Source organism: Halomonas sp. AOP7-B1-5 (genome assembly GCF_052353045.1).
Taxonomy (GTDB): Bacteria; Pseudomonadota; Gammaproteobacteria; order Pseudomonadales; family Halomonadaceae; genus Vreelandella; species Vreelandella colorata.
Genome location: NZ_JBQTDC010000001.1, coordinates 1 through 26,226 on the forward strand (window position 1 = coordinate 1; position 26,226 = coordinate 26,226).

The 26,226-nt window shown below is 55.0% G+C and carries 22 protein-coding genes; 4 read left to right on the top strand and 18 right to left on the bottom strand.

The genetic code is table 11. The annotated features are described in order from the left end of the window. Positions 1-56 precede the first annotated feature (56 nt). Positions 57-1,946: a monovalent cation:proton antiporter-2 (CPA2) family protein gene (locus tag ACT3XD_RS00005; protein ID WP_192538897.1), complete on the bottom strand. Its 1,890-nt coding sequence runs from the start codon at positions 1,944-1,946 to the stop codon at positions 57-59. A gap of 280 nt (positions 1,947-2,226) precedes the next feature. Here ACT3XD_RS00005 and ACT3XD_RS00010 point away from each other — a divergent pair, with 280 nt between their 5' ends. From ACT3XD_RS00010 to ACT3XD_RS00020, 3 genes are read left to right on the top strand one after another with little or no spacing between them, the layout of a single operon-like run. Continuing rightward, a complete protein-coding gene (locus ACT3XD_RS00010; protein ID WP_192538896.1) occupies positions 2,227-2,502 on the top strand; it encodes a Trp family transcriptional regulator in 276 nt (91 codons plus the stop codon). A 3-nt stretch (positions 2,503-2,505) separates the two neighbouring features. Next, positions 2,506-3,921 carry an anthranilate synthase component I family protein gene (locus tag ACT3XD_RS00015; RefSeq protein WP_192538895.1) on the top strand — a complete coding sequence of 472 codons (1,416 nt, stop codon included), beginning with the start codon at positions 2,506-2,508 and terminating at the stop codon, positions 3,919-3,921. After that, entirely contained in the window at positions 3,918-4,577 is a 660-nt protein-coding gene (locus tag ACT3XD_RS00020; protein WP_192538894.1) for an anthranilate synthase component II, read from the top strand. Before ACT3XD_RS00015 ends, ACT3XD_RS00020 begins: the two co-directional genes overlap by 4 nt. Positions 4,578-4,681: 104 nt before the next feature. Here the strand turns inward: ACT3XD_RS00020 and ACT3XD_RS00025 are convergent, their stop codons facing one another. From ACT3XD_RS00025 to cysM, 8 genes are all read right to left on the bottom strand, one after another. Continuing rightward, positions 4,682-4,993: a hypothetical protein gene (locus tag ACT3XD_RS00025; protein WP_192538893.1), complete on the bottom strand. Its 312-nt coding sequence runs from the start codon at positions 4,991-4,993 to the stop codon at positions 4,682-4,684. Between the two features lie 166 nt (positions 4,994-5,159). Next, a complete protein-coding gene (gene rluF / locus ACT3XD_RS00030; RefSeq protein ID WP_192538892.1) occupies positions 5,160-6,236 on the bottom strand; it encodes a 23S rRNA pseudouridine(2604) synthase RluF in 1,077 nt (358 codons plus the stop codon). 36 nt (positions 6,237-6,272) lie between these two features. Further along, positions 6,273-6,818 carry a DUF924 family protein gene (locus ACT3XD_RS00035; protein WP_192538891.1) on the bottom strand — a complete coding sequence of 182 codons (546 nt, stop codon included), beginning with the start codon at positions 6,816-6,818 and terminating at the stop codon, positions 6,273-6,275. A gap of 70 nt (positions 6,819-6,888) precedes the next feature. Next, the gene (gene ppc, locus ACT3XD_RS00040; protein WP_444280532.1) at positions 6,889-9,537 is read right to left on the bottom strand and encodes a phosphoenolpyruvate carboxylase; all 2,649 of its coding nucleotides are present in this window, start codon (positions 9,535-9,537) and stop codon (positions 6,889-6,891) included. Positions 9,538-9,588: 51 nt separating this feature from the next. Next, entirely contained in the window at positions 9,589-10,413 is an 825-nt protein-coding gene (gene mazG / locus ACT3XD_RS00045) for a nucleoside triphosphate pyrophosphohydrolase (protein WP_192538889.1), read from the bottom strand. After that, complete coding sequence (relA, locus tag ACT3XD_RS00050; protein ID WP_192538888.1) at positions 10,413-12,689, bottom strand: GTP diphosphokinase; 2,277 nt, start codon at positions 12,687-12,689, stop codon at positions 10,413-10,415. Before relA ends, mazG begins: the two co-directional genes overlap by 1 nt. A gap of 69 nt (positions 12,690-12,758) precedes the next feature. Beyond that, the gene (gene rlmD, locus ACT3XD_RS00055) at positions 12,759-14,150 is read right to left on the bottom strand and encodes a 23S rRNA (uracil(1939)-C(5))-methyltransferase RlmD (protein WP_192538887.1); all 1,392 of its coding nucleotides are present in this window, start codon (positions 14,148-14,150) and stop codon (positions 12,759-12,761) included. Beyond that, positions 14,151-15,047, bottom strand: a complete 897-nt coding sequence (cysM, locus tag ACT3XD_RS00060) for a cysteine synthase CysM (protein WP_192538886.1) — start codon at positions 15,045-15,047, stop codon at positions 14,151-14,153. A gap of 90 nt (positions 15,048-15,137) precedes the next feature. Here cysM and ACT3XD_RS00065 point away from each other — a divergent pair, with 90 nt between their 5' ends. Next, positions 15,138-17,855 carry an ATP-binding protein gene (locus tag ACT3XD_RS00065; protein ID WP_192538885.1) on the top strand — a complete coding sequence of 906 codons (2,718 nt, stop codon included), beginning with the start codon at positions 15,138-15,140 and terminating at the stop codon, positions 17,853-17,855. Here the strand turns inward: ACT3XD_RS00065 and acpS are convergent. The 9 genes from acpS to ACT3XD_RS00110 all read right to left on the bottom strand — a co-directional run bounded on the left by acpS (position 17,839) and on the right by ACT3XD_RS00110 (position 26,202). After that, a complete protein-coding gene (gene acpS, locus ACT3XD_RS00070) occupies positions 17,839-18,216 on the bottom strand; it encodes a holo-ACP synthase (RefSeq protein WP_192538884.1) in 378 nt (125 codons plus the stop codon). The genes ACT3XD_RS00065 and acpS overlap by 17 nt on opposite strands. A gap of 3 nt (positions 18,217-18,219) precedes the next feature. Then, complete coding sequence (gene pdxJ, locus ACT3XD_RS00075) at positions 18,220-19,044, bottom strand: pyridoxine 5'-phosphate synthase (protein ID WP_192538883.1); 825 nt, start codon at positions 19,042-19,044, stop codon at positions 18,220-18,222. 35 nt (positions 19,045-19,079) lie between these two features. Continuing rightward, positions 19,080-19,772 (bottom strand): DNA repair protein RecO, encoded by a 693-nt coding sequence (recO, locus tag ACT3XD_RS00080; protein WP_192538882.1) that lies wholly within the window; start codon positions 19,770-19,772, stop codon positions 19,080-19,082. A gap of 8 nt (positions 19,773-19,780) precedes the next feature. After that, positions 19,781-20,680, bottom strand: coding sequence for a GTPase Era (era, locus tag ACT3XD_RS00085; RefSeq protein ID WP_018915846.1), 900 nt, complete (start codon positions 20,678-20,680; stop codon positions 19,781-19,783). Further along, positions 20,677-21,369 (bottom strand): ribonuclease III, encoded by a 693-nt coding sequence (rnc, locus tag ACT3XD_RS00090; RefSeq protein ID WP_192538881.1) that lies wholly within the window; start codon positions 21,367-21,369, stop codon positions 20,677-20,679. The genes era and rnc overlap by 4 nt, the downstream gene beginning before the upstream one ends. 64 nt (positions 21,370-21,433) lie before the next feature. Next, entirely contained in the window at positions 21,434-22,237 is an 804-nt protein-coding gene (lepB, locus tag ACT3XD_RS00095) for a signal peptidase I (protein ID WP_192538880.1), read from the bottom strand. Positions 22,238-22,251: 14 nt separating this feature from the next. Further along, a complete protein-coding gene (lepA, locus tag ACT3XD_RS00100) occupies positions 22,252-24,069 on the bottom strand; it encodes a translation elongation factor 4 (RefSeq protein ID WP_192538879.1) in 1,818 nt (605 codons plus the stop codon). A 195-nt stretch (positions 24,070-24,264) separates the two neighbouring features. After that, positions 24,265-25,686 (bottom strand): DegQ family serine endoprotease, encoded by a 1,422-nt coding sequence (locus tag ACT3XD_RS00105; protein WP_192538878.1) that lies wholly within the window; start codon positions 25,684-25,686, stop codon positions 24,265-24,267. Positions 25,687-25,752: 66 nt separating this feature from the next. Next, positions 25,753-26,202 (bottom strand): SoxR reducing system RseC family protein, encoded by a 450-nt coding sequence (locus ACT3XD_RS00110; protein ID WP_192538877.1) that lies wholly within the window; start codon positions 26,200-26,202, stop codon positions 25,753-25,755. Between the last annotated feature and the right edge of the window lie 24 nt (positions 26,203-26,226).

Here is a 26,226-nt window from a genome sequence, read left to right on the forward strand (position 1 = left end):
AATCAACTCAGCGCATTAGTGAATTTTTAGGCTCAATTAAAATCTCTTTACCTACCCTACTGCTCACTTTTCTCGGGCGGCGTCCAGATAGGTACATCAGCGCGCTCGGGTTCTTGCCAGTCTTGCTGCATCGCGCTGTTGAGTGATTCCTCCAGTTTCATAAACAGCTCACCGTAACGTGGGCTAAAGCTGATGCCGCCTTCAATCTCTTGCCAGGCGTTAAACAGCTCGTCCTCGTGAGCCTGCTCATTTTGCACAAACGACCAGGTCATTTGTTTCGCCCGCATGGGATGCACGCCCATGGCCGTCAACGCGTGGCCACCCAGTTCCAGCGCGGAGTGGTAGGTTTCACTGACCACATCATCGGCGCCAGCTTTACGCAGCTGATACCCGTGCCCGCGGTCAAAGGCCCGCGCCAGCACCCACACGTTAGGGTAATAGTGCTTAACATGCTGGATCATGTGCACCGCGCGATCACGGTCGTCAATGGCCACCACCAACATTCGGGCGCTTTCGATGCCCGCTCGTTCCAGAAGGTCCGAGCGGCTGGCATCACCAAAGTAGCTTTTGATATTGATCCGCCGTGAGTTTTCAATCTGCTCAAGCTCAAGATCCAGCACGACCATGGGAATATTATTAGCTCGCAGCAAACGGCAGATGATCTGCCCAAAACGCCCTACCCCAGCAACGATTACCGGCGCCTGTTCTTCGATATCATCAGCGTCGCGCGCCTCCCCTTTCGCACTCAGGTAACGGGGTAGAACAAGTCGGTCATAAGCGATAAAGAGAAGCGGTGTTAAAAACATTGAAAGCGCCACCACCAGCGACAGAATCTGCGCGGTATCCGGCGCAATAACACTGTTCTGTACGCTGTAGGTCAGCAACACAAACCCAAATTCACCGGCCTGGGCAAGGCTGAGCGCAAACAGCCAGAAGTTACTTCCACGGATCTTGAACAGCCAGGCTAGCGCCAGCAAAACGATGGCTTTAACCGCAATGACCGCTAACCCCAATGCAACGACCGTGACCCACTCGGCCGCCAATACTTCAAAATTGATCCCGGCGCCCACGGTGATAAAGAAAAGCCCCAATAAAAGCCCTTTAAATGGCTCTATATTGGCCTCAAGTTCATGCTTGAATTCACTGTTGGCAAGCACGACGCCCGCTAAAAATGCGCCTAACGCGGGTGATAAATTCACCAGGCTCATCAGTGCGGCAATACCAATTACCACCATCAGCGCGGTGGCGGTGAATACTTCGCGAAGCCCTGCCCCTACCACGTAGCGAAACAGCGGCGGGCCCAGGTAATAACCGCCCGCGATAACCGCGACAATGGCCCCGATGACGACCAGGGCATGGGCCCATCCAGGAAGATGCGTTACCAGATTAAAACTGCCGTGGTCATCTCCACCGCCACCGGTTCCCATCAACTCCGGCAGCGCCAGTAGCGGAATCAACGCGAGCATAGGGATTACGGCAATATCCTGAAATAGCAGCACCGAAAAAGCGCTACGCCCGCCCTCGGTTTTAGCCAGGCCTTTTTCATTTAACGATTGCAGTACGATAGCGGTGGAGGAAAGCGCAAAAATTAACCCAACCGTTAAGGCGGTTTGCCATACCAGGCCCAGCCACCAGGCAATGGCCGTACCCGCAATGGCGGTTATCACGACTTGCAACCCGCCAAGCCCCACCAAACGGACCCGCATTGCCCAGAGGCTTTTGGGGTCTAGCTCCATACCGACCAGAAAAAGCATCATCACCACGCCAAATTCGGCAAAGTGCTGAATAGTGGTGGTCTCTTGCCCTACCAGTCCAAAGACCGGCCCAATGGCAACCCCGGCCACGAGATATCCCAGCACCGACCCCAAGCCAAACCGTTTGGCAAGCGGCACTGCGATTACTGCCGCCAGAAGGTAGATAAATGCCTGGATAAAATAAGCCGTCATGCCGTACCCCTTAATCAAGATGACGGTATAGTAATCTATTACCGTCTGCGAACAAGCACCTTCCTCAAGACCCATTAGCGCTGAGCATTTAACGCCTATCCGTCTGCTTTCTCATCAATCCTATCGCTAACCCCAATGCCAGCCCTATTTCTTCCAGCCCTATTTCTTCCAGGCCTATTTCTTCCAGGCCTATTTCCAAGTCTGGGAATTACTTGACTTCTTCGCCAATCAATATATCGTACTAGTACGCTAGTACAGCCTTTCTATTATCGGTGCGCTCATGTCTTCAAAGAATTCGTCTTCACATGATTCCTACCACACCGAATTGATTACCTATCTATTGGCGATTGATAGCCCTGACGCCATGCATGAAGCGCTAAGCAATCTGCTAACGCCAGCGGAATATCTGGAAATCAGCAAACGGCTGCAAATTTTCAATCTGCTTCGTGAGGGAGTTCCCCACCGCAAGATTGCGGAAATGTTAGGGGTTGGCATTGCGACCGTTTCGCGTGGTTCACGCGCGCTAGGCACTTCTCACTCATTAATGGACCGCTGAACCATGACCATCCAAGCTACGCCTCAACAACACAGCCCGCGCCCGTTTACGCTGCCGCGTAAACCTCACTACGTCACGCTCGCGGCAGACTGTGATTTCTTTGCCTTATTCAAGAAGATAGAAAAGCAGTTTGCTACCTGCTACATGCTGGAGTCACTGGGCGAAGATAGCCATATGGCGCGCCATTCGATTATTGGCTTTGACCCTGAGTACACTATTTACGCGAATGGCCAAACGCTGAGTATTGAAGAGCGCGACGGCCATACCGAGCACTATTCAAGCGACAACCCTTATGCCCTGCTGCGTAGCCTGATACCGCAAAATATTATTTCGCGAAAATATGCCGGCGGGCTAAGCGGCTATTTAGGCTACGACGCGATGCAATACTTCGAGCCTACGCTTTCGTTAAAGGCCAATGATGACTTCGATACGTTTCGGTTTGGGCTTTATAAAGACGGGCTTATCCTCGACAAGATGACCGGCGAGGTAACCTACTTCTATTACGACCATAGCCGCTTTGATTTTCTGCAAACACTTATCGACGCCGAGGATATCGAGAGCGACGAACTGAAAATTACCGCGCTGGGCGACACCATGAGCCAGGCAGAACACGCCGCGGCGGTCGCCAAGGTCAAGCAGGATATTATCGACGGCAAGGTGTTTCAGTGTGAAGTCGGCTTTAAAAAGCGCTTTCGGGTAGAGGGCGATACGGTCGCCCTTTACGATCAGCTGCGAACAATCAACCCTTCGCCCCAGATGTACTATATGAAGTTTGGTGAACAGAAGCTGATTGGGGCAAGCCCTGAGCTGCTGTTTCGTCTACGCCAGGGTGAAATGGAAACTTTTCCCTTGGCAGGTACGACGACGCGGGGGCAAACGGCACAGGAAGATACCCAACTGGCGCGGGCGCTGCTTAACGATCCCAAGGAGATTGCCGAGCACAATATGATCGTTGATCTGCACCGTAATGATATTGGCCGGGTTGCCCAGTTTGGTACCGTTAAAGTGCGCAGCCTAATGGATATCAAGCGCTTTAGCCACGTTCAGCATATTTCCAGCGAAATTGTCGGCATTATTGCAGAGGGCGAAGACATGTTTAGCGCCCTGGCCAGCAACTTCCCGGCCGGCACGTTGACCGGCGCGCCCAAGATTGAAGCCATGAAAATCATCGATGACCTGGAAACCGATGGCCGCGGACCGTATGGCGGCGCGGTGGGCCAGTTTTCGTTTAACGGCGACTGCACTTTTGCCATTCCTATTCGTACCGTGTTTGTAAATGGCGAAAACGCTTATGTGCAGACCTGTGGTGGCAACGTGTTTGATAGTAACGCAGACGACGAGTATGAAGAGATTCGACGTAAATTCGCGGGTACACGTAAAGCCCTAGCGCCCTTTATGGATTCGGAGAGCCCGGCATGAAAGTGTTGATCATCGATAACTACGATTCGTTTACCTACAACCTTTATCAGTTCATTGGTGAGATTCTCACTACGGAAAAAAACCGCGGCTCGCTTGACGATTTTGACATTATCGTTGAGCGCAATGACCAGATTGAGTTTGCCGATATTGTCGCGATGGCGCCTGACCGTATTATTATTTCACCCGGGCCCGGCTCGCCCGATGACCCGCGCTACTTTGGCGTATGTGCCGATGTAATCAAGGAGTTGGGTAAAACCACGCCCCTGCTGGGGGTTTGTTTAGGCATGCAAGGCATCGTGCATGTGTTTGGCGGCAAGGTGGTAAAAGCGCCATTACCCATGCATGGCAAGATCAGCCCGGTCACCCATGATCAGCAGTCGGTATTTAAAGGCGTACCCGACCAGCTAGAGGTAATGCGCTACCACTCGCTGATTGCCGATGCAGACTCGCTACCTGAATGTCTGGAAGTGACCGCTACGGTGGGTAGCTTGCAGGCTGCTGACTTTGAACAGCGCAGTCGCTGGAACACTGTCGGCGAGTTCGAGCTAATGGGGGTCAAGCACCGCGATTATCCGATTCACGGCATTCAGTTTCATCCGGAATCCTTTGCGACCGAAGGTGGCAAAGAGCTGATTGCCAATTTTTTGCTGGCATAGCGATTGATTGACATTGCTTAACTGCATAAAAAAACTGGGGTTGCGGTCTGCAACGCCCAGTTTTTTTAGTGTTGAAGGATGAAGGCTTAAGCGTAATGCCTCCGTTAACGCCCTTTGCCTTCATCACCCAAGGTAAATGAGGGCGGGTCACTGGCGGGGAACGTATCTTCGACCGTATCGTCCACGTCGCCTTCGGTCCAATCGCCATTGACGCTATCAGCCGAGTAAACCGTGTAATCTTCGGCAAGCGTCAATTGACCATAATTTTCGCTCAGGTCATTTCGCTCTACCCAGATCCGATTACCGTCTGATTTGAGTATTTCAAGTTTCGTTTCAGCACTGGCATCCGACACGGTGCCTAGTACACTCCCATCCTGGGTATATATTATGGCATCTTGCAGCTCAGGCTTTGCCATCACAAGGTCCTCCATTGATATCCGAGTATCAATACCTTAGTTGGCGTTCTCATACTTGGGCAAGGTACGGGCGTCAACTTTGCTTTATAGCAATATTGAGATTTCTAAGCCTCATTTGCTTATTGAGGATAACTGTAACCAAAGCCCGTGCAAGCGCCTAAAAAGCCTAACGTTTTGTTTTGGGACGCGGTGCTTTTCCACGTGCAGCGGGTTTTCCAGCACTGGGGCGAGCTTTACTCGTGGGCTTGGCACTGCGCTTGCCTGCCGCTGCCGGTTTCCCCCCCGAGGCGGCTTTTGCCTTGGGATGTGTCTTGCCAGCCGCACCGGGCTTACCCTTAACGCTTGAGCGCGTTTTACCCGAAGCTGATTTTCCAGAGGCAGCTTTACCATTAGCCGGTTTACCAGAGGCCGCTTTACCAGCGCTGTGGGATTTTACCCCCGGCTTGCCCTGACGCGCATTTTGGCCGTTTTGCGTGCGGGGCTTGGCTTTCGGTTTAGCCTGTTTGGGCGCTGCCGGGGTAGCTTCAGAGCCCTCGGTAAGCGTGATAATCGTATCGATCTCTTTGGGCGTTAAATCGCGCCAGTCCCCTAGTGCTAACCCTTTAAGCGATACGTTCATGATCCGAGTGCGAATTAGCTGAGTAACCTCGTAGCCAAAATATTCACACATACGGCGAATCTGGCGGTTCAGGCCTTGCACCAGCGTAATCGTAAACGCAAACGTGGAGACTTTCTCTACGCTGCACTTTTTGGTCACCTGCCCCAGAATCGGCACGCCTTTTTGCATGCCTTCAACAAATTCATCCGTGATCGGCTTATTGACCGTCACTTGATACTCTTTTTCGTGATTGTTGTTGGCGCGCAGGATCTTGTTAACCAGATCACCGTTATTGGTCAGAAAAATCAGACCCTGGGAGTCTTTATCCAGCCGACCGATGGGAAAAATACGCGCGCCATGCTTTACAAACTCAACGATATTGTCTTTTTCACTCGACTCCGTGGTGCTCACAATGCCCACGGGCTTATTGAGCGCAATCAGAATCAGATCTTCCTCTTCCTGAGGCTCGATCTCCTGACCATTCACTTTTACCCGGTCGCCCGCCACCACCTGATCACCCGTGGTGGCCCGTCGGCCGTTAATCCAGACGTTACCCTGCTCCACAAACCGGTCCGCCTCTCGGCGCGAGCAAAGGCCGCTTTCACTGATGTACTTATTGATTCGGGTCGATTTTCGTAATGACATAACACGCCGTAAGGCTAAAAGGAGTTAAAAGCACCGCTAAAAAGAGGAGCCTGGCTGTTTTAAAAAGGCGATCTCTTCATCGGTTGATGCCCTCCCCAAAACCGCATTGCGGTGTGGGTAGCGGCCAAAGCGATCAATAATCACCTTATGGCGAATTTCAAAATCCAGGTTGTTTTCAAGCCCTGGCTGGTCAAACAGGCTAAGCGCCAGCGCGTGAATTGCCTTGGACTCGCTGTGCATATACGGCATATATAAAAAGCTGCGCTCTGCGGGGCTTAGCTCATCATCCGCACCTGCCGCCACGGCTTCCTGTGCCAGGGCTAAGGCCAACGCATCATACCCAAAGGCGCGGGCGTTATCGCGGTACATATTGCGAGAAAATTGGTCAAGCACAATAATTTCGGCCAAGCGGCCGTGGGAGGTCTCGCGCCATGAGTAGCATTCACATTGGGCAACTCGGGCATACAGCTCTGCAAACCGGGTAACAATTATCCGATCCATCTCGAGATCTTTTTTAAACCATTGCGCTGGCGTTAGTTCGTTAAACCAGAACTGTAGCACCGCTTGGGCATCTGGATTCATTGACGACTCCTGAAGTGTTAATTTATGCCGCCAGCGGCGCTGGCGGCATAAGCACAACTAGCCTGGGCACCTAGCCGGTATTGCGTAAGCCCGCGGCAATACCCGCCATCGTCACCATTAACGCGCGGGAAAGATCTGCGCTAATGGCGCCATCGGCATCGCGGTTACGCTGTAAAAGCTCGGCCTGTAACCCGTGCAGCGGGTCAATATAGGGGTTACGCACATCAATCGCCTGACGAATCAGCGGCGTATTCTCAAGCAGCTTTTCCTGCTGCAGAATATTCAACAGCACCTCTTCCAGGCGGGCAAAGCGTTCGCGTAGCTCTTTGCCCAGCAATTTAAGCGACGGCTCGTCGACCAGGCGGTGTTCATAGTACGCGGCAATGGCGGTGTCGGCCTTGGCGAGCAGCATCTCCAGCATGTCCAGATAGGTGCCAAAAAACGGCCAGTTCGTACGCATCTCCTGAAGCACTTCCAGTCCGCCCGGCTCCTCCAGGCGGCGGGCGAAGGCCTCGCCACTTCCCAACCACGCGGGCAGCATCAAGCGGATCTGTGTCCAGGCAAATATCCAGGGAATCGCGCGTAGCGTTTCAACACCTCCATCCTGGCGTCGCTTGGCGGGACGCGAGCCGAGCGGCAAACGCCCCAGCGCGCCTTCCGGCGTCACCGCGCGGAAATACGGCACAAAATCCGGGTTTTCACGCACGACGCCCACGTACCCTGCATGCGCAATGTGGGCGAGTTTGTCCATCTCTTCGCGCCAATGGGGCTCTGGCGCGGGAGGCGGCAGCAAGGTGGCCTCAAGCACAGCACAGGCATAAATTTCCATTGAGCGAAGGGCAATGTCCGGCTGGCCGAACTTGAAACGAATCATCTCGCCCTGCTCAGTGACCCGCAGGCTGCCATTTACCGAACCCGGGGGTTGCGACAAGATAGCGGCGTGTGCCGGACCGCCCCCACGGCCCACGGTACCACCACGCCCGTGTAACAGGGTCAAATCAACGCCATGCCGCTCACAAACATTCACCAGCGCTTCCTGGGCGCGGTACTGAGCCCAGGCAGCGGCTAACTGCCCGGCATCTTTGGCGGAGTCGGAGTAGCCGATCATGACTTCCTGACGATCCCCGATCAGCGCTCGATAACCGGGTAGCGTCAGTAGCTGCTCAATCACATCGCCCGCATGGTCCAGATCGTTGAGCGTCTCAAATAGCGGTGCAATGGGCAGCGTGACCTCACCACCAGCTTCTTTCATTAACAGCGCCACGGTGAGTACGTCCGACGGCTCGGCGGCCATGGAGATAATGTAAGTGCCGAGCGCTTCAGTATGTTCCTGAGCGATCACCTTAAAGGTATCCAGCACCTCACGGGACTCAGCGGAGCACTCCCAGCGGCGCGGAATAAGCGGGCGCCGCGAGGCAAGCTCTTCGAGCAGAAAGGCCTGGCGCTGGGCTTCGTCCCACTCTTCATAGTGGCCCAGCCCCAAGGTGCTGGTGAGCTCTTCAATGACCTGAGCGTGGTGGCTGGCTTCCTGACGCAGGTCCAGCTTGGTAAGCGTAACGCCAAACACGGCGACACGGCGCAGAGTATCCAGCAGTGAACCGTTGGCGACGGTATCCAGCCCCACATCGCAAAGCGAGCGATAGCAGGCAAGCAATGGCGCGTATATCTGATCGCGGGTTTCAACAATCGGACCGCCATCATAATTACGACCATCCAGTTTGGCCTTGGCCCAGTCGCGGGTGGCTTCCATTTTAAGCAGCAGGCGTTTAAGCAGTTCGCGATACGGCTCGGCCACATCGCCGACTTCGGCTTTCAAAGCGCTGTTGGCCTTCCACATGGAGAGCTCGGTTTTGAGCTGCTCTAAATCGCGCAGGTAAAGGTCTGCCGCCATCCAGCGCCCTAACAGAAGGACTTCGCGAGTAACGCGTGCGGTCACATTGGGGTTACCGTCGCGGTCCCCACCCATCCACGATGCATAGCGAATAGGCGCGGCATCCAGGGGCAGGCGCTCGCCGGCATTTTCCAGAAGCAGGTTATCCAAGTCGCGATGAAAATCCGGTACGGCCTGCCACAGCGAATTCTCGATGACCGCAAAGCCCCATTTGGCCTCATCAACCGGGGTAGGTCGTTCATGACGAATTTCATCGGTATGCCATGCCTGACTAATAAGCTCTTCGAGGCGCCCCTGGGCGCGAGCGCCGCGCTCGGGGTAGTCTTCAGAACCCTCAATCGCGGTCAGACACTCATCGATAGCATCGTATTTTTGAATCAACGTGCGGCGGATAACCTCGGTGGGATGCGCGGTAAGCACCAGCTCGACACGCATGTTGGCGAGAGTTTCCACCAGTTTGCGCGGTGAGTTACCTGCCTGTTGGGCACGCGCCAGCAACTCGTCCAACGCTGGCTGTGAGCCAGGTTTGTAATCCTCTACGCGCCGAAAACGCGCCCGATAGTGCTGCTCGGCAATGTTGGCAAAGTTTAAAAACTGGTTAAAAGCGCGCGTTACCGGCAGCAGGTCACGCTCGGGTAATTTGCGTAAATATTCGATAAGTTCGCGCTGCTGAAGGGAGTCCCCTTGGCGGCCACGCTTGGCATGTGCCCGGATTGTTTCTATTTTATCGACAAAAGCTTGGCCCAGATCATCGGCGATTGTACGCCCCAGGCTATCGCCCAGAATACGGACGTTATCGCGCAGCGATTCGTGTAGGTCATGACTCATTGGCAAGGCCTCCTAGCGGGGTCGCGTCGTTATCAGGTTAACGTTAAAAATTTATTCTTGATCTTTAGCCGCCTGCCAGTGGGCTTCCATCTCATCCAGGGAAGCCTCGGTTAGCGGACGTTGGCTCGCATGTAACGTGCGCTCCACATAGCGAAAACGGCGCTCGAACTTGGCATTGGTACCACGTAAACACTGCTCAGGGTCAGCGCCGAGCGTTCGGGCTAAATTTGTCACCGCAAACAGCAGATCCCCCACTTCCGCTTGGGCGTGGCGGGTATCACCTTCCGCCAGGGCTTGTTCCACTTCCTCAAGCTCCTCACGGATTTTATCGACAACGCCGCGCGCATCGGGCCAGTCAAACCCCACCCGCGCCGCACGTTTGGAGAGCTTGGCGGCGCGGCTTAATGCTGGCAGCGTATGGGGCACATCATCCAATACAGAAGGTGCATCAGCGGCGGTGCGCTCGGCGCGCTCTTCTGCCTTAAGCGATTCCCAGCGGCGGTTAACCTGTTGGGTTTGTAGTTCTTCAGCGCTCACACCCGGTGGGCGGCGCGAGGCAAGCGTGCCCTCTGGAAACACGTGCGGATGACGGCGCAGCATTTTAGCCGTCAGCGTATGCACGATATCGTGAAAATCAAACCGCTGCTCTTCCGCGCCAAACTGGGCGTAATACACCACTTGAAAGAGTAGATCGCCAAGCTCGCCCGGCAGCTCATCGAACGCGCGCCGCTCAATGGCATCGGCAACCTCGTAGGTCTCTTCCAGGGTATGCGGCACAATACTGTCCCAGCCCTGCTGAATATCCCACGGGCAGCCCTGTTCAGGGTCACGCAGCACCTGCATCAACGTCAGCAGGTCATCCAGGTTATAGCGCATCAGCGCCCTCCATGCTGATCGTCTTTATTAGGGTCTGCGTTTCGAAGACGACGTACTTCAGTCACATTGGGCAGCTGCTGGATACGCGAAAAGAGCCGACCCAGTGACTCAAGACCATCTACCTCGAGCGTAATCCGCAGCCGCGCGATGCCTTCGTTGGTGTCGGTCAGGGTATTGACCGCCAGCACATTGACCTTTTCATTGCCCAGCAGGCCCGTTACATCCCGCAGTAGACCGGAGCGGTCCCAGGCCTGAATTTCGATGGTGACCGGGTAGCGGGTATGTGCGCGTTCGCCCCACTCCACTTCAATAATCCGCTGCGGTTCTTCCATGCGGAGCTGCAAAATATTGCTGCAATCCTGACGGTGAACCGTCACTCCTCGCCCCTGGGTAATAAACCCGACAATCGACTCGCCCGGAACCGGTCGGCAGCAGTTGGCCATGCTGGTTTTTAAATTGCCTACGCCGAGTACCGTGATGTCGCTTTTGGGCGTTTTACTGGGTAGCCGACGGGGCTTGGCAAGCAGGCGCTCCAGCTGTTCCTGATCGTCGGTTTCGCCAAACAGCTGCTGCGCTTGATGCAGCACTTGTCCGATCCGTAAATCTCCCGCACCAATCGCTGCGTACATATCATCAGCGTTTTGATAATTGACCGCATCAGCAAGCTTGGGTAGATCCAGCCCATCGACGTCCAGACGGCGCATTTCTCGCTCAAAGATTGCGCGGCCCTCGTCCAGGTTTTGATCGCGCGCCTGATGCTTGAACCATGCCTGAATTTTGGCGCGCGCCCGGGAAGTGCGCACATAGCCCAGACTGGGGTTTAACCAGTCCCGGCTCGGACCGCCTTTGGTGGCGGTAAGAATTTCCACCTGCTGGCCCGACTTGAGCTTGTAAGTCAGCGGTACAATGCGGCCATTGACCTTGGCGCCCCGGCAGCGGTGGCCGATTTCGGTATGAACGCGGTAGGCAAAATCGATGGGCGTGGCAATCCGCGGCAAGTCGATAACGTGCCCGTCGGGGGTAAATACGTAGTTGCGATCCGGCGCGACATCGCTTGAAAGCCCTTCGCGTAGATCACCAAAGCCGCCCACTTCATCCTGCCATTCCAGAACCTGACGCAGCCAGGCGATTTTTTCTTCATAGCTGCGGCTTTTGGCGTTGGTATCGTGGCCCTTGTAACGCCAGTGGGCACATACTCCAAGCTCGGCGTCATCGTGCATGGCAAAGGTTCGGATCTGGATTTCGAGCACTTTATTTTCAGGCCCGACCACCGCGGTGTGCAGCGACTGATAGCCATTTTTCTTGGGGTTGGCAATGTAGTCGTCAAACTCGTCGGGTACGTGGTGCCAGCGCGAGTGGACAATGCCCAACACGGTGTAGCAGTCGGTCACTTCGGGAACCAGGATACGCACTGCACGGACGTCGTGAACTTCAGAGAAGTCGATCCCCTTGCGCTTCATTTTGCGCCAGATCGAATAGATATGCTTGGCCCGGCCGCTCACGTCATGATGGGTAATGTGCTGCGCTTCCATCAGACCTTTGAGGGTTTCCACCACGTCATGTATGTAGCGCTCGCGATCAAGACGCTTCTCGGCGAGCAGCTTGGCGATTGCTTTATACTCATCTTCATGCAGATAGCGAAACGAAAGGTCTTCAAGCTCCCACTTGATCTGTCCGATGCCCAATCGGTGAGCGAGCGGCGCGTAAATATCAGCCACTTCCCGCGCCACCTGCAGGCATTTTTCAAGCGGGGCGTCCTTGACCTGACGTAGCGCACAGGTGCGCTCGGCAATCTTGATCAGCGCAACGCGAACGTCCCCCACCATGTTGACCAGCATTTTGCGCAGATTTTCCTGCTGATTATGCTGGCTCATACCGTGATTGGGGGCGAGCGGATAGCTGATGGCCGCCATTTGCAGCACACCATCGATCAAGGTGGCGACTTCACTGCCAAACCGCTTGGTAACGGCGTCCAGGCTGAGCAGTTCTTCGCGCACGGCGCGATAGAGTACGGCGGCTTCCAAGGTTGCCTGGTCGAGTTTCAGGTCGGCCAGGATATCGGCCATTTCAAGCCCCATACGGAAGCTTGAACCGGGAGATAGCCATACGCGATGGTTATTAGGCGCCTCACGATCCAGCTTTTCAGCCAGCTCACTGGCCTCTATAAGGCGTTCGGGTTCACGTAAGCGCACATCTTCTTGTAGGCGCGTTAACCATTGTTGTATGTCCACCTTGCCGCTAGCCATCAGCGGTTGGTCTTCACGCACTTTCACCATGACTATGATTCATCCCTTCAGGGTGTTAGCCAACACTGGCCAACACCGTGGCTTGATGCGATGGGCAGGCTAGCCCTCGTACTCGAACAGCATCAGCGTTTCCATATGCGCAGTGTGCAGGAACATATCCGCCACTGCCACTTGCTTGATTCGGTATCCTGCATGCAACAGATGCGCCGCATCACGGGCAAGCGTTGCCGGGTCGCAAGAAACATAGGCCACACGGGGGACCGGGTAACGGCCAAGCGCCTGACAAATACTTTCGGCACCGTTACGGGGCGGGTCCAGCACCAGTGCATCAAGGTTGCCCTGGGCCTTTAATAGCCCATTAATCGCCGCGTCATCGCTTAGATCAGCCTGTTGGGCACTAACGTCTAGCTGATTACGAGCTGCGTTCGTCTTGATCCGTGCCACCATGCTGGGGCTACCCTCGACCGCATGAACCTGGGCGCCGCCCATTGCCAGCGGCAGGCTGAAATTGCCCATTCCGGCAAATAGATCCACGATGCGCTGGCCGGGCGAAGGCGCTAACCACGCTACCACTTCAGCTACCATCAATTGGTTGACTTCAGCGTTTACCTGCAAAAAATCGCCGGGTAAAAATGTCAGCGGTAGCGGCGGCTGGCCCTGTATACGCAAGGTTTCTTCAAGCACGGGTTCTGCGCTGTACCAATGCAGTTCAGCTGACTCGCGCCCCACCCAGGCGCCAAGCGCGATGCCCTGCTGCTCGGCAAACTGCTGCCAACGCTCGGTATCACCCGCATGCTGTTTAAGCTGACGCACCAACAGCACGCATTCAGAGGCGGTTGCCAATAGCTCAATATGACCTACCTGACGGGGTGCCTCAAGCGTGGTCAAGAACGTCCGTAAAGGAGGCAATAGCGCTTGTAGCGGTTCGACCAGCACGTAACACTGGTTGATATCGATAAGCCGGTGGCTATGGGCAGCCCGAAAGCCAAGCAGGACGTTATTTTGTCCATCGACCTTAACGCCCAGCCGTGCCCGGCGCCGATAGTGTTCCGTGCTGCCGTGTAGTAAACGGGGAGTATCTAATGTAATCCCTTGGCGGGCAAAGAGCTCACGCAACACGTCCTGCTTATGTACGCGCTGAGTCTCGATATCCATATGCTGCAGCTGGCAGCCGCCGCACTGGCCAAAATAGCCACACGGCGGTTCAACACGCTGCGCTGAACGGCTCAGCAATGCTTTTACATGCGCTTCATCAAAGCGCTTACGGTTAACGTGCACGGCCACTTCGACCCGCTCGCCAGGCAGCGTGCGGTCAACAAACACCGCCTTGCCGGCGGCGTTGTGGGCAACGCCCCGGCCATCATGGGCCAAGCGTTCAATGACTAATGAGTCGCTCTCAGAAGAGACCGGCGTTTTTGGCGCGGACGTTCGCGTAAGCCCTGATTTTCCTGACGCAGCACGCGATGGACGCCGCTTACCCAGCATGGCCATTTATAGCTCCGGGGCGTACAAGCCCGTTGAGAGGTAGCGGTCACCCCGATCACAGACAATAAAGACAATGACCGCATTTTCGGTTTGCTCGGCAATTCGCAAAGCCCCTGCCAGGCTGCCGCCGGAGGATACCCCAGCAAAAATGCCCTCTTCACGCGCTAGGCGCCGCATATGTTCTTCGGCCTCTTGCTGGCCAATATCCAGAGTGGTATCCACCCGTGGCGCTTCAAAGATGCTCGGAAGATAGGCTTCGGGCCAGCGACGAATACCCGGGATGCTCGCGCCATCGGCAGGCTGCAGGCCGACAATCTGAATAGCTGAATTTTGCTCTTTCAGATACCGCGAGACGCCCATAATGGTGCCTGTAGTGCCCATGGAGCTGACGAAATGGGTGATCTCACCCTGGGTCTGCTGCCATAACTCCGGCCCCGTGGTACGGTAGTGCGCCAGCGGGTTATCCGGGTTGGCAAACTGATTCAGCGGCTTGCCCTCGCCTTTGGCAATCATGCTGTCAGCAATATCCCTAGCTTCTTCCATGCCGCCGGCTTTGCTGGCAGAAATTAGCGTGGCGCCATAGGCGGCCATCGCCTGTTTGCGCTCTTCCGAAGAGTTTTCAGGCATGATCAGGACCATTTTGTAGCCCTTGATGGCCGCCGCCATGGCAAGCGCAATGCCCGTATTGCCCGAAGTAGCCTCGATGAGCGTGTCGCCGGGAGTGATATCACCCCGCGCTTCTGCTTCATTGAGCATGGATAACGCGGGCCGGTCTTTAACAGAACCAGCTGGATTATGGCCTTCAAGCTTGGCGAGCAGCGTATTGTTGCGTCCTGCGGTAATTCTTTTTAGGCGCACCAGCGGCGTATTGCCTACTACATCCTCTAGCGTGGGATAATTCATCTTACGTTCCTTATCATAACCGTTATGCTGCATTATATCGGTGCTGCCTTACGCTTGACAGGCAACCTTATTGAATTGCGGGCTTCTTTCATGTCATTGAACACGCGTTTGTTATTTGCACTACTCGGTTTTCCGCTATTGGTGTATGCCATGATGTCTGTTTTGTTGATGGTACAAAGCGAGACAGCACAGCGCGATGCTTTTAAAGAACGCCTTCAAGATGTTGGCGAGTTACTAGCCCCCAGCCTTCAAACTGCGATGGTAGAGGCTGATTCTGAGCGTCTGGAAAGACTGGCTCGCCAATTATTGGATCATCACGGGCTCAGCGCGGTGAGCCTTTTTGATGAGCAGGGCAACCGTTTGTTGGCACTTGGGCGCTCAACCAAGCTCTCCCCACGACTAATGCCACCCCTCTCAACCCAGGTGGAAGAGGAAGATACTATCTGGCGACTGCTGGTGCCCCTGGGTAATGCTCAGTTCGACATACGCCGCACCGGAACAGGCTGGCTTGAAGCAGAAGTGAATACCCATCCACTGACACTTGAACGCTATAAGCTTCTAGCCAGTTTAAGCCTGGGGGGTATGCTGCTGGGATTGCTGCTGTTTCTCGGCGCCTTCGCCCTCAGTCGGTATATTTCCCGTCCTATCGAAGAAGCCAACCAAGCGCTCTATCGCTTGTCGCGGGGTGACTACCGGCAGTATTTAACCCCCGCCCGGCCTATTGAGCTTAACCAGTTAGCGGTTCATGTAAATAGCCTGACAGAGCACTTTCAGCAGTCGCAACGTGACATGCAAACGCAAATCGAGCAAGCCACCAGCGAACTGCAAGAATCAATGGAAACCATTGAAGAGCAAAATATCAAGCTCGACTTGGCGCACCGCAGCGCGTTGCGGGCCAATGCGGTTAAATCAGAATTCTTAGCCAACATGAGCCATGAAATACGCACACCGCTCAATGGTATTATTGGCTTTTGTCGTTTACTGGGCCGCTCAACGCTGGATCATCGCCAGCAAGAGTGGCTTGAACACGTTCATCGCGCCTGCAATAACCTGCTAATGCTGGTCAATGACGTACTCGATTTCTCCAAGCTTGAGGCCAATCGCCTAACGCTTGAAGAAGTCGATATTGATATTGTGCCCCTTCTGGATGAAGTCATCGGCCTGCATGCGCCAGAGGCCCAGCGTAAACGTCTACATCTGGTTACCATGGTTTATGATGATGTGCCCACGCCGCTTAGCGGCGACCCGCTGCGTATCCATCAGGTACTTAGCAATCTAATTGGCAATGCCCTCAAATTTACCCATGAGGGTGAAGTGATTGTGCGCGTGATGCTCGACAATCAGGAAGGTCAGCACGTGGTGCTGCGTATCAGTATCAGCGACACCGGCATTGGCCTGAGTGAGGAGCACCAACAGCAGCTATTTAGCGCGTTTTCCCAAGCGGAACCCAGCCATTCACGCCAGTTCGGCGGAAGTGGCCTGGGGCTTACCATCTGCCGCCAACTGATTGAACGCATGGGGGGCGAGATCAGCGTGGAAAGCGAGCTTGGCCAAGGAACGACGTTCTCCTTTACCCTGCCCCTACTGGCCAACCAAAGCGGTGAACGGCTGCCCGAGCTAAATCTGGAAAGCCCTCTCATACGCCTTTATGAGCCGCATATTCCTACCCGTCATGCATTGGAATATTTACTGGAGCGCTGGGGTGCAATCCCCATGGCGTTTAGCGCCAAGGGCGAAGAAGACCTGCTGATTTTAGGCCTTGAACAAGAAGAGTTTGAAGCTGCGAAAAGACATGAATGGCAACAATTAATTGAACAGGCCGGCTGCCCAGTGCTGATTCTGGCCAACACCACTAGCTTTGATTTACCCCCCTGGGAGCTTCCCCATGGCGGCGAAATGCTGTGTAAGCCGTTTACCCGCGTACAGCTAGCTACCACGTTGCGCCACTTACTTCAGCCGGTGCAAAAAAAGCTCGCGCCCCCCATATCCCGCTCACTTAAACCGCCGGTCGCCTCGGCTATCCATATTCTGATCGTTGACGATAATGCATCCAACCGAGAACTACTTAAGGCTATGCTCGAAACTGAGCAAATACGCATTACGCTGGCATCCAGCGGTCAGGAGGCGCTGGCCTTTGCGCTTAATCACACGGCGGATATCGTGCTTATGGATATCCGCATGCCCGGCATGGACGGTGTTCAAACAAGCCAGGCACTACGCCGCATCAGCAATCGCTGGTCGCGCTGCCCGATTGTCGCGGTCACCGCGCATGCCTTAAGTAACGAGCGCCAGCAGTGGCTGGCGGCGGGTCTGGATGATGTGCTGATCAAGCCTATTGATGAAACGCAGCTTCAGCAGCTATTGCAGCGTTTTTTGGACATTACAGCTTATCTGCCCGCCAGCACGCAGGCCACTTCCCAGGAGAGCTCGCTGAGCTCCCCGACGAGCGAAGCGCTGCCTGCCGTCGATCTGGCGCTGGGCACACGGCTTGCCGGAGGTAAGAAGCACCTTGCCTACGAGCAGCTAATTCGCTTGATCGATAATCTGGAAGAAACCGAAGAAAAAATACACACAGCTTATGCGCGCAAGGATGTAGAAGCCCTCATTGACTGGGTGCATGGTCTCAACGGCGCTAGCCGCTACTGTGGTGCGCCTGAGCTTGCATTGCTGGTTGAAACGCTGGAAACACGGCTGCGCACCAGTGGGTTGAACCACGCCGAAAGCCTGCTGGAAGCGCTTTATAGCGCCATGGCCCGCCTGCGCACGCAGCGTAGTATGCTGGCCCGTGGGGCTAACGCTCAAGAATGACAAAGGCGACGGCATACTCGGCTTCATCACTTAACGTGATGTGGCTGGTGGTGGCACCCGATGCCTGCATTAGCCGCTTGGCTTCATGACTTAACTGCAGATGGGGCTTACCCAGGGCGTCATTGACGACCTGAATATCGCCCCACTGCATACCGCTGCGAAGACCCAGCCCTAGCGCTTTTACAAAGGCTTCTTTAGCGGCGAACCGTTTGGCCAGATAGGCCGTTGGTTTGCCCTTTTGCTGCCAGGTGGCGTACTCATCAACCCCCAGAATCCGCCTGGCAAAGCGTGGCCCATGACGCTCCATCGCCTGCGCAAAGCGCGCAACCCGGGCAATATCCGAGCCGATACCCACGATCATGATTTAGTGACCGCAGCATTCATGGTGGTTATGCGCATGATCATGGTCGTGTTCGTGGTCATGCGCATCTAAAGCGGCCATCAGGCCTGCTTCCTGACCGGCGATAATAAGCCGTTTCATTTCCTGCACGGCCTCTTTAAGGCCGACAAACAGCGCGCGGGCAATAATGGCATGGCCAATATTTAGCTCATTAACCCCGGGCAGCGCGGCTATCGCTTCTACGTTGTGGTAGTGAAGGCCGTGCCCTGCGTTAACCACCAGACCTAGCGATACCGCGTGCGTGGCGGCAGTGGTCAAACGCTCATACTCTGCATTGGCCACATCACTGCCCGGCTTGGCTTCGGCATAAGCGCCGGTATGCAGCTCAATGGTCGGTGCGCCAGCGCGATGGGCCGCGTCGATTTGCGCTTCTTCAGGGTCGATAAATAGCGACACGTCACAACCGGCTTTTTTTAGCCGTTCACACGCGCTGGCAATAGCGTCAAAGCCACCGACCACATCCAATCCGCCTTCGGTCGTAAGCTCTTCACGCTTCTCCGGTACCAGGCAAACGTGAGCCGGACGCACTTCCTCGGCCAGCGCAAGCATCTCCTCGGTCACCGCCATTTCCAGGTTCATACGAGTATTGAGCATCTCGGCCAATAGCCTTACATCGCGAGGCTGAATATGGCGCCGGTCTTCACGTAAGTGCACGGTAATACCATCGGCGCCCGCTTCTTCGGCAAGTAAAGCGGCCTGCACCGGATCAGGGTAGCGGGTGCCGCGCGCCTGACGCAGCGTGGCGATATGATCAATATTAACGCCTAGCAAAATGCGAGGAGGATGCATAACTGTCTCCAATCAAGAAAAGTCGTAAACGTAGACTATGGTTGACGTCGGCGGGCTAGCGCCACCATAAGCTCTCGAGAACGCAGAGCGGTCGACCCCAAGTGCGGCGCCAGCGCGGCACGCATAACGGATTTTAGAACGTTGGCAAGACCCGCATGCTGCCAGTCGCCTTGTTCCACATAGCGCAGTGCGCGAGCTTCGAGCCCGTTATCTGCGGGTAGAAAAGCGCGGCTCTGCGGATCAAACCGGTAGCGAACCTGTGGGTCTAGCGGATTGCCGTCGGGTGTACAAAAACGCGGCGTCGCTTCGAGCGCTTCAAGCAAAGCCCACTCGTAGCGGCGCAAGGCTAAAGCCCGTTCAGAAGGGATAGGTAGCGCTTCAAGCAGGGCCGTATAGAAGGCAAAAACATCGCCCGCAATAAGCTCTAATGGCAATAAGCGGGTGGCAATTTCATTGGCGTAAAGGCCGCATAGCAAGCCCTCACCCGCCAATAATGCCGTCTGCCCACGCGACTCCATTAAAGTAAGCCGCTTGAGATCCCGCTCACCGCGCCAGCTAACAAACAGTGGCGTGAACGGCTGCAAGCGTTGACGTGACTTTGACCCCGGCCGTTGCCCGCCATGGGCAACGGCGCGTATGCGGCCATTATTCAGCGTTAATAAATCTACCAGTGCACTGGTTTCACGATAAGGCTTGCGGTGCAGTAAGAACGCGGGCTCCGCTGACATCGCAACACTCAATCGAGGTCGTAACCCAGGCTTTTCAAAGCACGCTCGTCATCGGACCAACCGCGCTTCACTTTCACCCACATATTAAGCATGACCTTGGTGCCCAGCGCACGCTCCATATCCAGACGCGCTTCACGGCCAATGCTCTTGATCCGATCGCCGTTTTCACCGATCAGAATCACCTTCTGACCCTGGCGTTCCACCAGAATCAACGCGCTGATATGCGTGACGCGCTCGGTTTCGCGGAACTCTTCGATCTCGACGGTCATCTGGTACGGCAGCTCGTCACCCAGCTGGCGCATGACTTTTTCGCGCACCAGCTCCGCGGCCATAAAGCGCAGGCTCTTGTCGGTAATCTGATCTTCGGGGAAGAAATGCACGCTTTCCGGCAGGTACTTGGCCACTTCCTCTTCCAGCGTATCCACCTGAGTGCCGTGTTTAGCCGAAATAGGCACTACCGCTGCAAACTCGCGCCGCGCGCCCACTTCCGCAAGCCAGGGGAGTAAATCACCCTTGTCCTGAAGGCGATCGACCTTGTTGACCGCCAGAATCACCGGCGCTTTAACGTGTTCAAGGCGCTTGAGTACCGCCTGATCTTCCTCGGTCCAGCGAGTGCGGTCGATAATAAACACCACACAGTCGACATCACGCAGCGCCTGGGTAGCCGCCTGGTTCATAAAGCGGTTGATGGCTTTATTGCGGTCTTTCGACATGATGTGCATGCCGGGCGTATCCACGTAGATAAACTGCGTGTCCTCAACCGTTTTAATGCCCATTACCTGGTGACGCGTGGTTTGTGGACGCCGTGAGGTAATGGAGATTTTTTGCCCCAGAATTCGATTCATGAGGGTTGATTTGCCTACGTTAGGCCGTCCGACGATGGCCACAAAGCCGCAGGATTGGCTCATGATTTGTCTCCTGATTTTTTCTCAAGGTACGAAAGCGCTTCTTCGGCCGCCTGCTGTTCAGCATGGCGGCGGCTAGGGCCTTTACCGGTGGTATGCTCGCTTAGTAGCTCAATGTAGCACTCCACGGTAAAGGTCTGGGCATGCGCCTCGCCCTTTACAGAGACCACTTCATAGCGCGGCAGCGCTGCCTGACGCGATTGCAAAAACTCTTGTAAGCGTGTTTTAGGATCTTTCTGGGTATCTTGTAACGAGATATTCTCTAGCCGCTCGGCGTACCAGGAAAGAACGCGTTCTCGGACGACATCCATACCGGCGTCCAGATAAATGGCCCCGATTATCGCTTCAACCGCATCGGCGAGGATCGACTCGCGACGATGCCCTCCGCTTTTCATTTCCCCGGAACCCAGGCGCAAGCATTCGCCAAAGGTCATTTCACGGGCTAGTTCAGCCAGCGTCTGGCCTTTCACCAAACGTGCACGAAGGCGCGACAACTGCCCTTCGCGCGCCTGAGGGAAACGCTGAAACAAAGCTTCTGCGATAACGAAGTTAACAATCGAGTCGCCTAAAAACTCCAGGCGCTCATTGTTACGCCCACCGTAGCTTCGGTGAGTCATGGCCAACTCCAAGAGCGATTCGTCGCCAAAGGTGTGGCCGATTCGTCGGCAAAAAGCGTTTAAGGAATTACTCACAGAGCTCCTACGTCATTGACGTTAACTAAAGTGACATGATTGATCAAAACCAACCTAAACCCGTTCATTCAATGCTTCGCACACTGCTAAAGCTTGGCAGACCGCCATCCCAATGCATCCATACGGCAAAGGCACGCCCCACGATATTTTCTTCGGGTACAAATCCCCAGTAACGGCTATCGTTGGAGTGATCGCGGTTATCGCCCATCATGAAGTAGTGGCCTTCGGGCACTTCGACTTCACGCATCTGCGGCCCAGGGTCGCGCGGGTTGTTATAAATGGCGTGGCTCGCGCTGCCCAGCTGCTCTTGCAATAATAGCTCTTGAGGCGCGGTTTCGGGACCTTCTTCGACCAGCGTCTTGGCTATCGGCTCATCGTTAATGTATAGCTGCTTATCTTCGTAGCGAATACGGTCACCCGGCAGGCCTACCACACGTTTGATGAAGTTGACCGATGGCTCGTCGGGAAAGCGGAATACCATCACATCGCCGCGTTCAGGATCATCCACTTCCAGGATACGGTCATGAACGACAGGCAGGCGAAGTCCGTAGGCAAATTTGTTTACCAGGATAAAGTCACCAACCTCGAGGGTTGGCCGCATTGAGCCCGAGGGGATCTGGAACGGCTCGACAATGAAGCTGCGTACCACCAGCACCACCAGCAGTACCGGGAAGAACGAGCGCGCGTAGTCCACAGGCCATGGCTCTTTGAGCAGCTTATCCCGCGTAGGCCCATCCACGCCTTCAACCGTCGCCGCCTCCGCCTTGGCCAGGCGTTCACGCCGCTTGGGACGCAGCCAGACAGCATCAATGAAATAAATGACCCCTGAAATTGCAACGGCCAGTACCAGCAGTAATGAAAAATCCATAGAGGACGTATTCCCTAGTCGTTAACCTTGAGCACAGCGAGGAAGGCATCCTGGGGGATTTCAACACGCCCCACCTGTTTCATCCGCTTTTTACCGGCTTTCTGTTTTTCCAGCAGTTTCTTCTTACGGCTTACGTCGCCGCCATAACACTTGGCGGTCACGTTCTTGCGCAGTGCCTTGACCGTGGAACGTGCCACGACCTGACCACCAATGGCCGCCTGAATAGCCACGTCAAACATCTGACGCGGAATCAGCTCTTTCATTTTCTCGACCAGCAACCGGCCACGGCTGTGGGCGTGGTCACGGTGAATGATCACCGCGAGGGCATCTACCTTTTCGCTGTTGATCAGTACATCCAGACGCACCAGCTTGGCCGCTTCAAAACGCTCGAAATTGTATTCAAGCGACGCATAGCCACGGGAGATGGATTTCAGACGGTCAAAGAAGTCCATGACCACTTCCGACATCGGCAGCTCATAGGCCAGTTGAATCTGATTACCCAGGAACTGCATGTCCTTCTGGGTCCCACGGCGCTGCTCACACTCGGTGATCACGTTGCCCACGAACTCCTGCGGTACCAGAATGCTGGCCCGTACGATAGGCTCACGCATTTCATCCACGTCTGCCATATCCGGCAGTTTGGAGGGGTTGGAGACGTAGGTGACATCGCCATTTTTCATGGCGAGTTCGTATACCACGGTAGGTGCAGTGGTAATGAGATCAATGTCGTATTCGCGCTCAAGCCGCTCCTGGATGATTTCCATGTGCAGCGTGCCGAGGAAACCAACGCGGAAACCAAAGCCCAGGGCATCCGAGTTTTCCGGTTCATACTCTAAAGAAGCATCGTTGAGCGCGAGCTTTTCAAGCGCATCACGGAAGTCTTCGTAATCATCGGCGCTGACCGGGAACATCCCGGCATACACCTGAGGCTTCACCTTTTGGAAACCCGGCAGACGCGGCACATCGGGCGTTTTGGTATGGGTGATGGTGTCACCCACCGGCGCGCCGTGGATCTCTTTAATCCCGGCGACAATAAAGCCCACTTCACCGGCGCGCAGAATGTTGGTTTCTTTGCGCAGCGGAGTAAAAATGCCCACTTCGGTGGTGTTCCAATCGCGGCCCGTTGACTTGATACGGATTTTTTCGCCCTTGCGCAGCGTGCCGTCAAACAAGCGCACCAGCGAAACAACGCCCAGATAGTTATCAAACCAGGAGTCAATGATTAGTGCCTGCAGGGGCGCATCCCGGTCGCCTTTGGGCGGCGGAATATCCCGAACCAAACGCTCAAGCAGACCATCAATACCGATACCGCTTTTGGCTGACACCTGACAGGCGTCAGTAGCATCAAGGCCAATGATTTCCTCGATTTCTTGCGCTACCTTGTCCGGGTCGGCCTGGGGCAAGTCGATTTTATTGAGGACGGGCAGCACTTCCAGGCCCTGCTCAATAGCGGTGTAGCAGTTAGCCACCGACTGCGCCTCGACCCCTTGGGCCGCATCCACAACCAGCAGCGCCCCTTCGCAGGCATAAAGCGAGCGCGATACTTCGTAGGAGAAATCCACGTGCCCGGGCGTATCGATGAAATTGAGCTGATACACCTCGCCATCGGCCGCGGTGTAATCGAGCGTCACTGACTGCGCTTTAATGGTAATGCCGCGCTCGCGCTCAATATCCATGGAGTCGAGCACTTGCTCTTTCAGCTCACGCTGGGTCAGGCCGCCACAGGTTTGAATCAAACGGTCAGAAAGGGTCGATTTCCCGTGGTCAATGTGAGCGATAATTGAGAAGTTTCTTATGTTTTTGAGCTTGCTGCTAGAAACGTCATGGGACATCGAAAGTGTTCTGCCTTAGTGGTACGCAAGCGGCTCTAAAACTGGCCGCCTCGAAAGTTTAAAGCTCGAAAACAGTCGGCCCATTGGCCGCTTTATCTATTTTCGTTAAAAAGATAAGCGCTATTGTAGCGATATGCGGGGGATAGGAACAGCAGTCCGGCGTGAACCGCCGGACTGAATAGGCAGGAAAAGCGTTTATTCTAGGCGCAGAGCGACAAACAGTGAGCGACCATCACGATAAATACGCAGTGGAATTGCCCGATCGCTAGGCAGTCCTTCAACAATGCTTAGCAGCTCATCGGCTGATGACACACCCCGGTGGTCAATGCTTACCAGTACATCACCCACTTGCAGGCCCGCCTGTGCGGCAACGCTACCCGGCTCAACCTGGCGAACTTCAACACCTCCATCGATGCTCAAGCGCTCACGCACGGTATCGTCAAGCTCAGCGACCGAAATACCTAAGCGAACCTGGTTATTGCTGCCCTCGCCCTCGGCCTTTTCAGAATCCGGCCAATGGCCCAGTTCAACGGTTTCGGTGACCTGTTCGCCATCGCGCATCAAGGTCAGTTCTACCTCACTGCCTGGAGCTGCACGACCAATCAAACGCGGCAATGAGCTTGAACGATCGACCTCATCCCCATTAACGCTAATGATCACATCGCCTGCACGTAAGCCACCTTGGGCCGCGGGGCCTTCGGGGTCTAGATCCGCAATTAGCGCGCCACTGGCGTTTTCCATACCAAACGATTCGGCTAAATCACGCGACACCGGTTGAATCATGACACCCAGCCAGCCGCGGTCAACGTGGCCGCCTTCGCGCAGCTGGTCGGCAACGTCCATGGCCACATTAATCGGAATCGCAAACGAGAGCCCCATAAAGCCGCCGCTGCGGGTAAAGATTTGCGAGTTAATCCCGACCACTTCGCCGTCCAGATTAAACAGCGGGCCACCTGAGTTACCGGGATTTATCGCCACATCGGTTTGAATAAACGGAACGTAAGCATCCCGCGGCAGCGTACGATTAATCGCGCTCACAATGCCAGCGGTTACCGAATGGTCAAAACCAAAGGGAGAACCGATGGCAGCGACCCACTCGCCCACTTTCAAATTATCAGAATTACCCAGGTTTAGAACGGGCAAACCGGTTGCTTCAATTTTTAATAAGGCCACATCCGTCTGGGCATCGCTACCAACGAGCTCAGCGGGAAGTTCACGACGGTCATTTAAACGCACCAGAATTTCATCGGCATCCTGCACCACGTGGGCATTCGTCATGACATAGCCGTCTTCGCTAATTACAAACCCGGAACCCAGCGATTGGCGCTCTTCGCTACGCCCCGGGCCACTCCCTGGCGGCGAGGGGAAACTATCGCCAAAACTATCGCCAAAGAAATGCCGAAAAATTTCCGGAATTTCCTGCCCGCCGAATCCCCCAATAGAAGGAGCATTACTACGTTGAACGGTACGGCTTGTTGAGATATTGACGACTCCAGGGGCGGCGTCCTCAACCAGCTCTGTAAAATCAGGTAAATCATAAGCGTAAGCACTTTGACCTACCGTCAAGAGTGCCATCAGGCATAGCCATAGTGCCGAGGGGAGAACCAAGCGCTTCATGCAAGAGCTCCTACTAAAGCAGACATCAAACGAAAAGAAATGCAACTCATGCGAGGTGCAGGACAATTAACTGACCAACCGGGGGCGAAAGCGTTCCGTTCGCCCGCTAAGCAAATGCTTTAAACCTACCACCCCGATTAACAGGGTTGCAAAAAAGCTGGCAGGCACGATCCAATCCGTCACCCTTAGCGCAACCAGACATCCAGATAACGCCAGTGCCAATAAAAGCGGCAACGCATAGATGAGTAACGCCAACAACGTTATATCTGAGCGCTCAAGGCAAAGCGTTACTGGGCTACCCAGCGGATAGCGCTCGCCAAGTAAGAGGACAGGATGGGAAGAGATTACTTCGATGCACTGGCGTTGCTGCCGGGCCAGTATGCCCATGCCACAACCTCGACCCTGAGCACACTGCTGACACGTCTCTTTAATCGATACATCGACTAACAATCCATGCTGGGTATAGCCGACGACGTTTCCATAACGCGTTAAGGCATCACATGAGGGCTTAATCACTGCACATTACTCTGACGTAATTTA

What these genes read in the sequence shown, in the direction of transcription:
- lepB (WP_192538880.1), bottom strand. Translation starts at nt 22,237, where the DNA reads ATGGATTTTTCATTACTGCTGGTACTGGCCGTTGCAATTTCAGGGGTC.
- relA (WP_192538888.1), bottom strand. Translation starts at nt 12,689, where the DNA reads ATGGTGAAAGTGCGTGAAGACCAACCGCTGATGGCTAGCGGCAAGGTG.
- ACT3XD_RS00105 (WP_192538878.1), bottom strand. Translation starts at nt 25,686, where the DNA reads ATGAAGCGCTTGGTTCTCCCCTCGGCACTATGGCTATGCCTGATGGCA.
- rluF (WP_192538892.1), bottom strand. Translation starts at nt 6,236, where the DNA reads ATGTCATTACGAAAATCGACCCGAATCAATAAGTACATCAGTGAAAGC.
- rlmD (WP_192538887.1), bottom strand. Translation starts at nt 14,150, where the DNA reads ATGGCCATGCTGGGTAAGCGGCGTCCATCGCGTGCTGCGTCAGGAAAA.
- acpS (WP_192538884.1), bottom strand. Translation starts at nt 18,216, where the DNA reads ATGATCGTGGGTATCGGCTCGGATATTGCCCGGGTTGCGCGCTTTGCG.
- cysM (WP_192538886.1), bottom strand. Translation starts at nt 15,047, where the DNA reads ATGAATTATCCCACGCTAGAGGATGTAGTAGGCAATACGCCGCTGGTG.
- ACT3XD_RS00005 (WP_192538897.1), bottom strand. Translation starts at nt 1,946, where the DNA reads ATGACGGCTTATTTTATCCAGGCATTTATCTACCTTCTGGCGGCAGTA.
- era (WP_018915846.1), bottom strand. Translation starts at nt 20,680, where the DNA reads ATGAGCCAATCCTGCGGCTTTGTGGCCATCGTCGGACGGCCTAACGTA.
- mazG (WP_192538889.1), bottom strand. Translation starts at nt 10,413, where the DNA reads ATGCGCTATAACCTGGATGACCTGCTGACGTTGATGCAGGTGCTGCGT.
- ACT3XD_RS00010 (WP_192538896.1), top strand. Translation starts at nt 2,227, where the DNA reads ATGTCTTCAAAGAATTCGTCTTCACATGATTCCTACCACACCGAATTG.
- ACT3XD_RS00025 (WP_192538893.1), bottom strand. Translation starts at nt 4,993, where the DNA reads ATGGCAAAGCCTGAGCTGCAAGATGCCATAATATATACCCAGGATGGG.
- recO (WP_192538882.1), bottom strand. Translation starts at nt 19,772, where the DNA reads ATGTCAGCGGAGCCCGCGTTCTTACTGCACCGCAAGCCTTATCGTGAA.
- ppc (WP_444280532.1), bottom strand. Translation starts at nt 9,537, where the DNA reads ATGAGTCATGACCTACACGAATCGCTGCGCGATAACGTCCGTATTCTG.
- pdxJ (WP_192538883.1), bottom strand. Translation starts at nt 19,044, where the DNA reads ATGCATCCTCCTCGCATTTTGCTAGGCGTTAATATTGATCATATCGCC.
- ACT3XD_RS00020 (WP_192538894.1), top strand. Translation starts at nt 3,918, where the DNA reads ATGAAAGTGTTGATCATCGATAACTACGATTCGTTTACCTACAACCTT.
- ACT3XD_RS00035 (WP_192538891.1), bottom strand. Translation starts at nt 6,818, where the DNA reads ATGAATCCAGATGCCCAAGCGGTGCTACAGTTCTGGTTTAACGAACTA.
- lepA (WP_192538879.1), bottom strand. Translation starts at nt 24,069, where the DNA reads ATGTCCCATGACGTTTCTAGCAGCAAGCTCAAAAACATAAGAAACTTC.
- ACT3XD_RS00065 (WP_192538885.1), top strand. Translation starts at nt 15,138, where the DNA reads ATGTCATTGAACACGCGTTTGTTATTTGCACTACTCGGTTTTCCGCTA.
- ACT3XD_RS00015 (WP_192538895.1), top strand. Translation starts at nt 2,506, where the DNA reads ATGACCATCCAAGCTACGCCTCAACAACACAGCCCGCGCCCGTTTACG.